Origin of the sequence: Micromonospora yangpuensis (assembly GCF_900091615.1) — a bacterium.
GTDB classification, from domain to species: Bacteria; Actinomycetota; Actinomycetes; order Mycobacteriales; family Micromonosporaceae; genus Micromonospora; species Micromonospora yangpuensis.
In genome coordinates this window covers 2,318,814-2,331,099 of sequence record NZ_FMIA01000002.1, presented here as the reverse complement: position 1 = coordinate 2,331,099, position 12,286 = coordinate 2,318,814, and the positions used below count along the sequence as shown (strand labels likewise).

Below are 12,286 nucleotides of genomic sequence, written 5' to 3'. Positions count from 1 at the left end.
CTTGGAGGTCCGCCGATGACCGGGCAGGCGACGATGCGGGTCACGGTCTGCGAGTTGGCTGACGCCCCCGCCGACGCCCCGCAGTGGTCGGAGTTGGGTGAGCGGCTGCGGGACGAGGAGACCGACCTGCTCCTGCTGCCGGAGATGCCGTTCTCGCCGTGGCTGGCCGGCGAGCCGGCCTTCGCCCTGGACCGCTGGCGGGCGGCGGTGGCCGCACACGACGCCGGGGTCTGGCGGCTGTCCGACCTCGGGGTGCCGGCGGTGGTGTCGAGCCGGCCCGTCGAGCGCGGCGGCCGGCGGTACAACGAGGCGTTCCTCTGGACCGCCCGAGACGGCTACCGCGCCCTGCACGTCAAGAGCCGGCTGCCGGCCGAGGAGGGCTACTGGGAGGCGACCTGGTTCGCCGCCGGTCCCGAGCCGGCACCGACCGGCGTCGGCTACGGCCCCGCCGTCCTCGCCGCCTCGATCTGCTCGGAGCTGTGGCACTTCGAACGGGCCCGGACCGCCGCGCAGGCGGGGGTGAACCTGATCCTGACCCCCCGCGCCACCTCGGGCGGTTGGACCGACAACTGGCTCGTGGCGGGGCGGGCGACGGCGGTGTCCAGCGGGGCGTTCTGCCTGTCGTCCAACCGGGTGGTGGCCGACGGGGCACCGGTTCCGCCGGGCCAGCCGCAGTTCGGCGGGTCCAGTTGGATCATCGACCCCGAGGGCACCGTCCTGGCCCGGACCAGCCGGCACGAACCGCTGCTGACCCGGGCGATCGACCTGGCACAGGCCACCTCGGCCCGGACGACCTACCCCCGGAACCTGGTCGGCCCCGGCACCGCCTGAGCCCCGCCGGCCGGGCCGCCCCGGTCAGGGGTTGAGCACCCAGGCGGAGTGGTGCGGGGTGAACCCGAGGTGCGGGTAGTACTCGGTGGCGGCGGGGGCCGAGAGCAGCACGATCTTGGCCAGCGGGGCCTCCTGGCGGGTGGCCTCGATCAACGCCCGACCGACCCCGGCGCGCTGGTGCTCCTTACGTACCGCGATGTCCGACAGGTAGGTGACGTAGGAGAAGTCCGAGATGCTGCGGGCGATGCCGACCAGTTCCCCCTCCGCCCGGCACACCACCACCAGGTTGGCGTTGCGCACCATGTCGGCGAAGCGTTCGGCCTGCTCCACCGGCCGGCGCTCACCCAGACCGGACGAGGCGTAGACGGCCAGCACCTCCCGTACGTCCAGGTCGGTGCCGGCCACCCGCTCGGTCTTCCACTTCGTCACAGCGACTCCAATCGGTCCAGGATCACGTCGTGGTGGGTGAAGAACCGCTGCGGGTCCAGCGGGCCGGGGTCGAACCCCTCGCCACTGAGCGCCGAGCGGAAGTCCTCACCGGTCTCGGTGGTGCGGTTGGCCGCGGCCTGCACCATGCGGTACGCCTTCTCCCGCTCGACGCCCTGCTCCAGCAGCTCGGCCAGGACCACCGAGCTGTAGACCAGGCCGTTGGTCTGGCCCACCGCCGCCCGCATCCGCTCGGGGAAGACGGTCAGCCGTTCCACCAGATCGGCCGCGGCGGTGAGCTGATAGTGCCCGACGGCGAGCGCGTCGGGCAACGCCACCCGCTCGACCGGCGAGTGGGCCAGGTCCCGCTCGTGCCAGAGGGCGACGTCCTCCAATGTGGCCCCGACGTACCCGCGCAGGATCCGGGCCAGCCCGGAGAGGCGTTCACAGGTGGTCGGGTTGCGCTTGTGTGGCATCGCGCTCGACCCCTGGTAGGCGATCGAGCGGGGCTCCTCGACCTCCCGGACCTCGGTGCGCTGCAACAGCCGCAGCTCCACCGCGATCTGCTCGACGCAGGCGCCGAGCGTCGCCACCGCCTGCACCAGCTGCGCGTGCCGGTCCCGGGCCACCACCTGACTGGGCGCGGGTTCGACGCCGAGGCCGAGTTCACCGCAGACGTACCGCTCGACGAACGGGTCGATCAGCGCGTACGTGCCGACCGAGCCGGAGATCGTGCCCACCGCGACCTCGGCGCGGGCCGCCCGCAGCCGCCGCGCGCCCCGGTCGACGGCGAAGGCGAAGGAGGCGAGCTTGTGCCCGAAGGTGGTCGGTTCGGCGTGCACCCCGTGGGTGCGCCCGATGCAGACGGTGCCCCAGTGCTCGACGGCCCGGCGGGTCAGCACCACGCGCAGCCGGTCGGCGGCCTCCAGCAGCAGGTCGGTGGCGCGGGACAGGGTGTACCCCCACGCGGTGTCGACCAGGTCGTAGCTGGTCATTCCGAGGTGCACCCAGCGGGCGGAGTCCTCGGGGATGCCCTCGCAGTAGGCGGCCAGGAAGGCCAGGATCTCGTGGTCCCGCTCGCGTTCCAGGTCGGCGACCCGGCGGGCCGAGGGGGCGGGGGCCCGCCGGATGTCGTCGAGCGCGGCGGCGGGGACCCGGCCGAGTTGCACCTGGGCCTCGGTCGCGAGCACCTCGACCCGGGCCCAGGTCCGGTACCGGGCGTCGTCGGACAACAGGTCGGCCATCTCGGGCAACGTGTACCGGGAAATCATTTCGGGGCCACCTCTTTCGATTTCCGCCGGGCGGATAATCACGCCGTCGCGAACTGGAGCGATGGTAGCAGCGCCAATCGTCGCATTTCTGTCCGACCGGAACTTGTCCGAGCCCGTTAACGAGCCGCCGGACGGACGTTTAATCGGAGTTTCATCGACGTTGACTGACCTGCGCACGGGCCACTTCGTACGATTTTCGCGCCGATGGCGACCAGTGATGAAAGGAATGCGGGTTGACGTTCCTGAGCATTGCTGAGACGAGAAGACTCCTCCTCGACCACCAGTCCACCGTCCGCGACGAGGTCGCCGCGACCCTGCGCGCGATCGGGGACACCGATCCCGGCCTGGGGGCGTACCTCCGGGTGGCCTCGGACGAGGCGCTGCGCGCCGCCGAGGCCAACGACCTGCTGATCCGGGTGGCCGGGGCGGACGCCTGGCGGGACCGGCCGCTGCTGGGCGTCACGGTGGCGGTGAAGGACCTCATCCAGACCGCGGACCTGCCGACCACCCGGGGCTCGCGGCTGGCCAACGACCGGCCCGACGTCGACGCGCCCGTCGTGGCCCGGCTGCGCGCCGCCGGTGCCGTCGTGGTCGGCAAGACCACCACCAGCGAGTACGGCTGGAGCGCCAGCACGGTGAGCCGGGTCGCCCCGCCCACCCGCAACCCCTGGGACCGCAGCCGTACCGCCGGCGGCTCCAGTGGCGGCTCGGCCGCGGCGGTCGCGGCCGGACTCTGCACCGTGGCGCTCGGCACCGACGGGGCGGGCTCGATCCGGATTCCGGCTGCCTTCTGCGGCGTGGTCGGCTACAAGCCCTCCTTCGGCCGGGTCCCCTACGTGCCGCCCTGCGCCGACCGGCTGTCCCACCTGGGCCCGATCGGGCGCACCGTGGCCGACGTGGCGGCCGTCGCCGACGTCATCGCCGGCTTCGACGTCGGTGATCCGGACTCCGGCGTGGCCTGGCCGGAGGTGGAGCGGCAGCCGTCCCGGTTGCGGGTGGGCTGGCTGGAGTTCCCCGGCACCGCCGACGAGGTGCGGTCGGTGAGCGAACGCCTGCACCCGGTGCTCGGCGAGCTGGGACACCGGCTGGAACGGCTGGACCTGCCCTTCGACGACCCGTACCCGGCGTTGGTCGACACCCTGGCCGCCGCGGACGCCGCCGGCACCAGCGCCGCCGACGAGGAGCTCTGCGACCCGGGCCGGCTGGCGATCGTGCGGTACGGCCGCACGGTGACCGGCGCGGCGGTCTCCCGGGCCGAGGAGACCCGGCTACGGCTGCGGGCCGGCCTCGGCGCGGTGTGGGGCCGCTACGACCTGCTGGCCATGGCGACCGTGCCGATCGAACCGTTCGACGTCGACGCCATCGCCCCGGCCTGGGCCGCCGACCCGGCCGAGCTGCGCTGGCTGGCCTGGTCACCGGCCACGTACCCGTTCAACATGACCGGCCAGCCGGCGATCTCGCTGCCGGTCGGTCTGACCTCCGCCGGGCTGCCGGTGGGGGTGCAACTCGTCGGGCCGGTGGGCGGGGACCGGCTCCTGTTGGCCGCCGCCGCGCAGATCGAGGCGTTGCTGTCGCCGTTGCCCGCGCTCCCCGAACCAGCGACGAAGGGTTGATGAGTCGATGTTCACCCGGCAGTGGTCCCTGCCCTACCCGGACAACGGGGTGGGGCGTCCGGCGTTCGTCCGGGAGTTCCAGTTGTGGGACGACCGGCAGCACGCCGCCGCGGAACAGGTCGAGGCGGTCCTGGCCGACGTCGACCTGGTCCGGCTGGTCTTCTGCGACCCGCACGGGTTGGCCCGGTCGAAGACCCTCACCCCGGCGGTCTTCCGTGGCGCGCTGCGCAACGGGATGGACTTCAGCCCGGGGCCGTTCCTGTTCGACACCGGGCACGCCGTCGCGGTGGACTTCCTCGCCGACGACCCGGGGGTGGGCATCGGCGAGCTGACCGGCGCCGGCGACTTCGTCGTCGTCCCGGATCCGGTCACCTTCCAGGTGCTGCCCGGCGAGGGGCCGCGGGTGGCCTGGGTGCTCGGCGACGAGTACCTGCGCGACGGGTCCCGGCATCCGCTGTCGGGCCGGCACCTGCTGCGCCGCGTCTGCGCGCAGTACGCCGCCCGCGACCTGGCCCCGGTGATCGGCCTGGAGGTCGAGTGGTACCTGACCCGGCTGCTGCCGGGGCCGGCGGGCAACGCCGGCAACGGGTTCGGCACCCAGGGGGCGGCACCGACGGTGGCCGCGGTCAACGCCGGCTACCAGTTCAACCTGGACGCCTACGCCGACACCGTGGCCCCGGTCACCCACCCGTTGTCCCGGGTGCTGCGGGATCTGGGCCTGCCGTTGCGGACCATCGAGCACGAGTCCGGTCCTGGCCAGGTGGAGACCACCTTCGACCCGCTCACCGCGCTGGACGCCGCCGACGCCATGCTGCTGTTCCGCACGGTGACCAAACGGGAGTGCGCGCGGTCGGGGTACCACGCCTCGTTCATGGCGCTGCCCGGCCTGGACAGCTTCGACCCCAGCGGCTGGCACCTGCACCAGTCGGTGCTCAACACGACCACCGGTCGCAACGTCTTCGGCTCCGACGAGCACGCCGAGGGCCTGTCGGCCGAGGGCAAGGCGTACGTGGAGGGACTGCTGGCCCGGGCCCGCGACTACTGCCTGCTGTCGGTGCCGACGGTCAACGGGTACCGGCGGCTCGCCGCCGACCACACCCTCTCGCCCACCCGGATCGGCTGGCGGTACGAGCACCGCAGCGCCATGCTGCGGGTGCTCGGCGCCGGCGGCACCACCCACGTGGAGAACCGGGTGGGTGAGCCCTGCGCCAACCCGTACCTGGCCATCTCGGCACAGCTCGCCGCCGGCCTGGACGGGATCGAGGGTCGACTCGGCGAACCGGCGGCCGGCGGCACCGAGGAGCTGCCGCACTCGCTGCGGGAGGCGCTGACCGCCTTCCGGGCCAGCCCGCACGTGCCCCGGTTGCTCGGCGAGCCGCTCGCGCTCTGCCTGGCCAAGCTCAAGGAGAGCGAGGCGACCCGGTACGAGACCTGGTGCGCCACCGCCGCGCCGACCGGCGACCAGGTCACCGAATGGGAGCACCGCGAGTACTTCCCGGTGTACTGATCCGGCGCCCGCACCGGTCCACCACCACAACTGTCGACGACATGGCTCGACGGAGCCGAAGGCTGGGAGTGAGAATGCCGCAGAAGAATGCTCCGCCAGCGGCCGTGAAGGCGCGGTCGGAGCGGATCACGAGCCGGTCCAGGAACGCCGACTGGAAGAAACCGCCGCGCCGGATAGAACGCTCGGAGTGCATCACCTGCGACTCCTGCCTGCGCAGTTGCCCACCCGAGTTCGGTGCGATCTTCGACCGGGGGCTGGACGTGATTATCGTCCCGGAGCTCTGCTCCGGCTGCCCGGCCTGCGTCCTGGTCTGCCCGGTGGACTGCATCTACGTCGACGAGGACTGGTCACCGACCGGCGGCGACCTGTGGGCGTTGGCCGACCTCACCGCCGAGGGCACCCCGTGAGCCCGCCGCAGGAGCCGAGGGACACCTCCCGGCGGGCGGCGAACGCCCGGGCCCGGCTCAGCCGCCGGCCCAGCCGGCTGGGCACGCCCGGTGGCAAGGCCGACACCCCGGACCGGGCCTTCGACCCGACCGCGGGCTTTCCCGGTCTGCTCGCCGGGGTCTGGCAGGCGGCCACCGCGCAACCGCTGCCGGAGGCGGTGCAGACCCTCTTGACCCTCGGCGGCCGGATCCCGGCCGACGTGCAGCTGCGGGCGCTCCGGGTAGCCGACGAGGTGGCCCTGGCGGTGCTGTTCGGCCGTTCCTGGCGGGCCGGAACGGTCGCCGCCGACGAGCCGGCCGAGGGGCCGCCGGCGTTTCTCGGTGAGCTCGGTCTGACCACCGGTGGTCGGGTCCTGCTCCGGGTGCCGTCCGGGCCACCGCTGGCCGACGAGGCGGACCTGGTCGGCCGCGTGCTGCGGGTGCCGTGGTCACGACGGGCGCTGGACGACTACCACGACCGGCTGCCGCCGGCCCGGGCGCGCTACGCCGACAGCGTGCGGGACTGCCGGGCGTGGTTGGCGGCGGCCGGCCCCACCGGCCGCGACGAGCTGCTCGAACTGCTCAAGGAGGCGGCGCAGCGGACCGCGCCGTTCGTGCTCTACCAGGAGAACCGGCGCTACACGAACTTCCGGGAGCAGAACACGCTCACCGGCAAGACCCTCTGGCCCGGCCACCCGGACTGCGCGTTGAGCGCGCTCACCGGCGTACCGCTGGCACTCTGGTCGGACAACGACGCGGTGCTGGTGGTCTGTCTGACGGTGCTGGTGCGCTCGGCGGGTTTCGCCCGTATCGAGGAGGCCAACAGCACCCAGCTCACCCTCGACCACGTCGCGGAGCTGCTGGAGCGCACCCGCGTCCGGTACGCCGCCGTCCCGGGTGGCGAACCAGTGGGACCGGCCGGCGCGGCCCGGGTCGACGAGCTGTTGACGCTCGCCGACGCGCTGCGGCGGCGGCGCACCGGGTTCGGGCCGGACGTCCAGCTCTACCGGGAGATCCACGGCGCGTTGATGCACAAGATCGAGCGCGTCGCCGGCCCCCGGCCGCCGACGGTCCGCGAGCGCGAGGAGGCGCTCGCCGCCCGGCTGCGGGAGCGGCTGCCGGTGGCCGGTGCGGACCTGGCCGCGCTGGGACGGGCGGTGGCGGCCGACCCGTCGTGGTTGGCCAAGCCGCACGGTGAGTTCGCGACCGGCCTGGAGTCCCTGGTGTACGAGACCGCGTCCGCGGCCACCACTGTGTTCGAGGTCGACTTCGCGATGAGTCGGGGGATGCGCTCGTTGCCCGAGCTGATCCGGGCGTTGCGGGAGAACGACTGGGCGCGCATCACCGACTGGGAGCTGCCGGAGTTCTTCTGCTGTGTGGTGCCCGCCGCCGAGGCACGTCGGCACTTCGACGGCTCCCCGGCCCAGCTCGCCGACGCCGCCTGGGCGATGTCGGCCCGGATGCAGTACAACTCGTGGCACTTCATCGCGGGCAACCTGCCCAAGGTGCCGGAGGTGGCCGCCCGGGACCACTTCGTGCCGCCCGCGATACCGGACATCGCCCACTTCTCCGATCAGCACCACCACGGGCACCTGGCGGCCCGGGTGCGGTTCAGCATCCGCAGCCCGCAACCGGTCGAGATCCTGGGTCGGCGCTTCGCCGGCTTCGTCGACGTGCGGCTGCTGCGCTGTGAGGGGCCGCCCTTCACCGAGCAGGACCTGCTGGTCGCGCACCGGTTGTCGGGCTTCGTAGCCGCGGCGACCAGTGCGGCCGCGAGGTTGGTCGCCGACGGTACCGACCTCACCGTGAACGCCTTCGACTCCCAGTGGCACTGGTCGAGCATCGCCGCCGGCACGGCCGCGCGCTGACCACGGTGGTACGGGCCGCGCGGTGACCCGCGCGGCCCGTACCCCCTCAGGCGTTGAACTTGAACCCGAGACCTCTGACATTGACGACGTGTCGGGGCGCGCTGGGATCCTTCTCGATCTTCGAACGCAGCCGTCGTACGTGCACGTCGAGGGTCTTGGTGTCGCCGAAGTAGTCCCGACCCCAGATCCGGTTGATCAGCTGGCTGCGGGTGAGCACCCGGCCGGGGTTGCGCAACAGGTACTCCAGCAGCTCGAACTCCTTCAACGGCACGTGTACCTCGGTGCCGTCGACGGTGACCACGTGCCGGATCACGTCCATCCGTACCGGCCCGCCGGTCAGCACCTCACAGACCGGCTCCGGCTCGGCCGCCGGTGTCCCGCCCCGACGCAGGATCGCCCTGATCCTCAGCATCAGCTCGCGCGCCGAGTAGGGCTTGGTCACGTAGTCGTCCGCGCCCACCTCGAAGCCGACCACCCGGTCGATCTCCGAGTCGCGGGCGCTGAGGATCACCACCGGCACCGACGACCGGTGGCGCAACTGTCGGCAGACCTCCGTCCCGCTCATCCCCGGCAGTCCGAGGTCGAGCAGGACGATGTCGGCGCCGTTGCGGTCGAACTCCTCGATGGCCTGTGGCCCCCCCGAGGCCACCGCCGGGGTGAAGCCCTCGTTACGCAGGATGAACACCAGGGCTTCGGCAATTGAGCTTTCGTCTTCCACGATGAGAACCTTGGTCACGGATAGCCCCCTGCACCGTGCTGGTGAAAAGTCGATACCTCACGTGTCGGCGCGGCGTCGCCCAGGGATCAGGGCACGCCGGCCGGTCGGATCGAACGGTCACCGGATCGGGCGCGGTGGAGTCACCGCGTCCGGTCGGCAGCCGAGGTCGTCATGCCGCTGTCCCGTCGGCACGCGTCGATCATCCGGCGACGTCGGTGTGACGTCGCCGGTCAGGGCCGGTGCGGACGATCTGCCGTCCACACCGGCCGGTGGAGGTTCGACCGGGGACCTGCCCGGCTGTCCAAGAATGCTGACGACACCACTCCCCCAATCGCATCGACGTCGCGCCGGCTGAGCCGAAACCCCCGTTTCGGTGTGCCCGTCGCGCTCCCGCCGCCCCGGGCCCGGCCCGGACGGTCGTCGAGCGTCGACCGCTCTCATCCGGCGACGTCGGTGTGCACAGGCGTCGACCGGTCCCCCGGCGACGCCGCTGTCACCGTGACCGGCCGCCCCACGGCCGGTCGACACCACGACCGCGGTGCCCTGATCTGTCCGCCCGGACCGGCTGCGTCGCCGCCGGGCGGCCCCGTGATGGACCGTCAATCGCCGCAGCCGCCCCATTCGGACAACGGCGTGTCAAATCTCGGTCAATCATCGATACGGTGGCATCTTTGCATCCCCCCAATTCCCTGTCCTCGACCCGAAGCCGCACACACCGTGCAGAGGCCCCGCTGGCCGCCGACCCCCCGGGTGGCCAGATAAGGCGATCTATCTCCTGCACCGCTTCATCTTGACGTAACGACCTTTCTGCAGCAAGGGGTAACCGGGGATCGGACCGACACGGGCACATTGAGCCCTTCATCCGAAATGACGATCGGACCCGACCACCCCACAAAACGGATGGCCTGCCTAAACCCGGTCCAGCACTTAATTGATCTTGATCGACAGTCTCCACTTTGCACGATTTGGCCCTGTTCGGCCACGGTCGTCAACTGCCCGACAGCCGGAGCCCTTTACCGTACGGCCGCAACCCCCGGCAGAATGGCGACAAGTTTCCGGCGAGTAGCCGATTCGGCCCGCCAGCTCGCCCGACCGCACCACTCGGCCGCGGCCTCCGGTCGCGTGACCGAGCCGCCTCACCAGCACGTGCGCCGCCGGCGGAACCCCACCACGGCCCGTCCGGCGGCCGCGCCGGCCGGCCTGACCATGACGACACCCGAGCAATTACCGTCGGCGCGGCACAGAGACATCCCCCACACCTTCAAACTGCCATCTTAAACGTATCTGTTCACCATCGGAAACGGATGCCTTCCCACCGCAGAAAACCCCTCTCCGGAAACCCGGGACAAAACCGGAACAGGAAGTTGGAATGTGCCGTCGGTTTCCGGACGAATCATTTCCCAGGCGACCCGTGACCGGATCGAGCAATCGGCATCATGGGGTTTTTCCACGCCGCCACGAAACAACTGTGCCTCATTCGAAAAGGTAGTCCGCCGCACGGTGGGATCAGCGATCGGAACCCGGTCGAATCGACCTCGATTCGATCCCGGAAGATCGGACCGGTTTCGTCGGCGGCGCTCTCCACAGTGCCGCCGACCGCCCATCCACGCATGATGGTCCACACCCGTCGGCCGAGCTCCGGGCCAACCGGAAGAACGGTCGCACCGCTGGACGGCCGATCGGGTGGACCGGGGGCGGAGAAGCCGGAAAGCGCCCTCCGGCGTGGGACGAACCGACGGTTCCCCGCCGGGCACACGCTCCGGCACAGAGCCGCGTCCTGCCTGGTCAACGCCCGGGTTCGGGTTTCCGTCGGATCAACCGGGCAACAATCGGGCACCGGTCGGATCAATCCGGACGCACCTCGACAGGCCGAGTGCGACGCGACGCGAGTCGTCCGGAGTGGGATGTCACCCCGGCGGGAAGAAGCCAACCAGGCAACCCGCCAAAGACCGTTCCATCCCGGGTGGGCCGCCGCTCGACCGACAAGCCGAAGCGACCTGCCGATCACATCGGGCAACGCCTCGATTCACTACGTGACGGCACCCGCGACGTTCGGTAAAGGCACGTCGAGAGGGTATTTCGCTCGCCCGTCACATGATCGGCTCACCGGGCCCGGTACGCACCCGGTCGACTCGGATCCCACTCCGGGCATGGCGCGCTCGGGCCCACGCATCGGACCCCGGGGCAACGACATTCCACACCCGACGGTTTTTGTGCGGCCACCCGGAGTCGGGCACACCGGATCCGGCCACGGGCGACATCGAGGTACGGCCGGAACCGACACCCGGACGGATATGGCCGACGCGGTGTGATAAGGAGTTGGGCCCCGCCGGACCGGTCGACGAATGTCACGACACCGGGGCGACCCGCCCATTCGGCACCGGCAACCGGTCGACCCCGCCCGCCGATCGGACGACCGGCGGGAGACTGCGGGACACCGTCGTACGGTGGGTCACGCCATATCGGACACCGCCTCCCACCGCAGGGACGGAGCCGACCGCTCCGGTCGGACCGGCCAGCTCGGCCACCCGGTTCGGTCCAGTCCACCCACGAGCCGGTCGCCCCGCCCGATCGGCACCGTCGCGGTGGAACGGCCCGACACATCCGTACCGCCGATCCGCCGGACGGGTGATCTCATTGCGTCTCCGGATCCGCTCGGGCCGGACGGGCGTCCGGTCACACGTACAGGGTCTGTGGGGTCTACTGCTATGACACGCCACGCGGAAGGAATGTGACCGGTGGACGAACAGGAGTGGTTGACCGAGCAGTTCGAGGAGCACCGGGGCAGACTGCGGGCGGTGGCGTACCGGATGCTCGGCTCGGTCAGCGAGGCCGACGACGCCGTTCAGGACGCCTGGTTGCGACTACGGCGGACCGACGGCGGCACCGTGGAGAACATCGGTGGTTGGCTCACCACGGTGGTGGCCCGGGTGTGCCTGAACATGCTGCGCTCCCGCGAGCAGCGGCGCGAGGAACCCCTGGACCTCCGGATGCCCGAGCCGATCATCAGCCAGGAGTCCGGTGGGGACCCCGAGCACGAGGCGGTGCTAGCCAACTCGGTCGGGCTGGCCATCCTGGTGGTGCTGGAGACGCTGACCCCGGCCGAGCGGCTGGCCTTCGTGCTGCACGACATGTTCGCCGTACCCTTCGAGGAGATCGCCGATCTGATCGAACGGTCACCGGCGGCCACCCGGCAGCTCGCCAGCCGGGCCCGACGGCGGGTGCAGGGGCAGGCGCCGGTGCCCGACCCCGATCTCGGCCGGCAGCGGCGGGTCGTCGACGCCTTCTTCGCCGCGGCCCGCCACGGTGACTTCGACGCGCTCGTGGCCGTGCTCGACCCCGACGTGGTGCTACGGGCCGACGGTGGGGCCCGGGGCTCCGGTTCCGTGGTCATCGCCGGCGCCCCGACCGTGGCCGGCCAGGCGATCCTCTTCGGACGGCTGTCCCAGTTCGCCCGGCCGGCCTTGATCAACGGGGCCGCCGGGATCATCGCCACCACCCCGCGCGGACCGCTGTCGGTCATGGCATTCACCGTCACCGGCGGGCGGATCGTCGCCATCGACGTCCTCTCCGACCCGGACCGGCTGCACCAGCTCGACCTGGACGCGCTCGACGCCTGAGCCGTGA

General features: G+C 71.7%; 9 protein-coding genes. 6 read left to right on the top strand and 3 right to left on the bottom strand.

All coding sequences use genetic code 11. The features are described 5' to 3' along the window. Positions 1-15: 15 nt before the first annotated feature. Positions 16-831, top strand: coding sequence for a carbon-nitrogen hydrolase family protein (locus GA0070617_RS10680; RefSeq protein WP_091436004.1), 816 nt, complete (start codon positions 16-18; stop codon positions 829-831). 24 nt (positions 832-855) lie between these two features. On the opposite strand, the gene GA0070617_RS10675 is transcribed toward GA0070617_RS10680, so the two are convergent. Beyond that, positions 856-1,260, bottom strand: coding sequence for a GNAT family N-acetyltransferase (locus GA0070617_RS10675; protein ID WP_217628784.1), 405 nt, complete (start codon positions 1,258-1,260; stop codon positions 856-858). Then, positions 1,257-2,528 (bottom strand): adenylosuccinate lyase, encoded by a 1,272-nt coding sequence (gene purB, locus GA0070617_RS10670; RefSeq protein WP_091436001.1) that lies wholly within the window; start codon positions 2,526-2,528, stop codon positions 1,257-1,259. Before purB ends, GA0070617_RS10675 begins: the two co-directional genes overlap by 4 nt. Positions 2,529-2,842: 314 nt before the next feature. Here purB and GA0070617_RS10665 point away from each other — a divergent pair, with 314 nt between their 5' ends. The 4 genes from GA0070617_RS10665 (at position 2,843) to GA0070617_RS10650 (ending at position 7,941) form a co-directional block, all read left to right on the top strand. Next, positions 2,843-4,141, top strand: a complete 1,299-nt coding sequence (locus tag GA0070617_RS10665; RefSeq protein ID WP_229688335.1) for an amidase — start codon at positions 2,843-2,845, stop codon at positions 4,139-4,141. Between the two features lie 7 nt (positions 4,142-4,148). Further along, the gene (locus GA0070617_RS10660) at positions 4,149-5,648 is read left to right on the top strand and encodes a glutamine synthetase family protein (RefSeq protein WP_091435995.1); all 1,500 of its coding nucleotides are present in this window, start codon (positions 4,149-4,151) and stop codon (positions 5,646-5,648) included. A gap of 74 nt (positions 5,649-5,722) precedes the next feature. After that, positions 5,723-6,055: a 4Fe-4S dicluster-binding protein gene (locus GA0070617_RS10655; protein ID WP_091435992.1), complete on the top strand. Its 333-nt coding sequence runs from the start codon at positions 5,723-5,725 to the stop codon at positions 6,053-6,055. Beyond that, entirely contained in the window at positions 6,052-7,941 is a 1,890-nt protein-coding gene (locus GA0070617_RS10650) for a hypothetical protein (protein ID WP_091435989.1), read from the top strand. The genes GA0070617_RS10655 and GA0070617_RS10650 overlap by 4 nt, the downstream gene beginning before the upstream one ends. Positions 7,942-7,987: 46 nt before the next feature. Here GA0070617_RS10650 and GA0070617_RS10645 read toward each other — a convergent pair whose 3' ends face one another. Beyond that, positions 7,988-8,677, bottom strand: coding sequence for a response regulator transcription factor (locus GA0070617_RS10645; protein WP_091435987.1), 690 nt, complete (start codon positions 8,675-8,677; stop codon positions 7,988-7,990). 2,720 nt (positions 8,678-11,397) lie between these two features. On the opposite strand from GA0070617_RS10645, the gene sigJ reads away from it, so the two are divergent. Further along, positions 11,398-12,279 (top strand): RNA polymerase sigma factor SigJ, encoded by an 882-nt coding sequence (sigJ, locus tag GA0070617_RS10640; protein WP_091435984.1) that lies wholly within the window; start codon positions 11,398-11,400, stop codon positions 12,277-12,279. Positions 12,280-12,286: the final 7 nt, after the last annotated feature.

What these genes read in the sequence shown, in the direction of transcription:
- GA0070617_RS10655 (WP_091435992.1), top strand. Translation starts at nt 5,723, where the DNA reads ATGCCGCAGAAGAATGCTCCGCCAGCGGCCGTGAAGGCGCGGTCGGAG.
- GA0070617_RS10660 (WP_091435995.1), top strand. Translation starts at nt 4,149, where the DNA reads ATGTTCACCCGGCAGTGGTCCCTGCCCTACCCGGACAACGGGGTGGGG.
- GA0070617_RS10680 (WP_091436004.1), top strand. Translation starts at nt 16, where the DNA reads ATGACCGGGCAGGCGACGATGCGGGTCACGGTCTGCGAGTTGGCTGAC.
- purB (WP_091436001.1), bottom strand. Translation starts at nt 2,528, where the DNA reads ATGATTTCCCGGTACACGTTGCCCGAGATGGCCGACCTGTTGTCCGAC.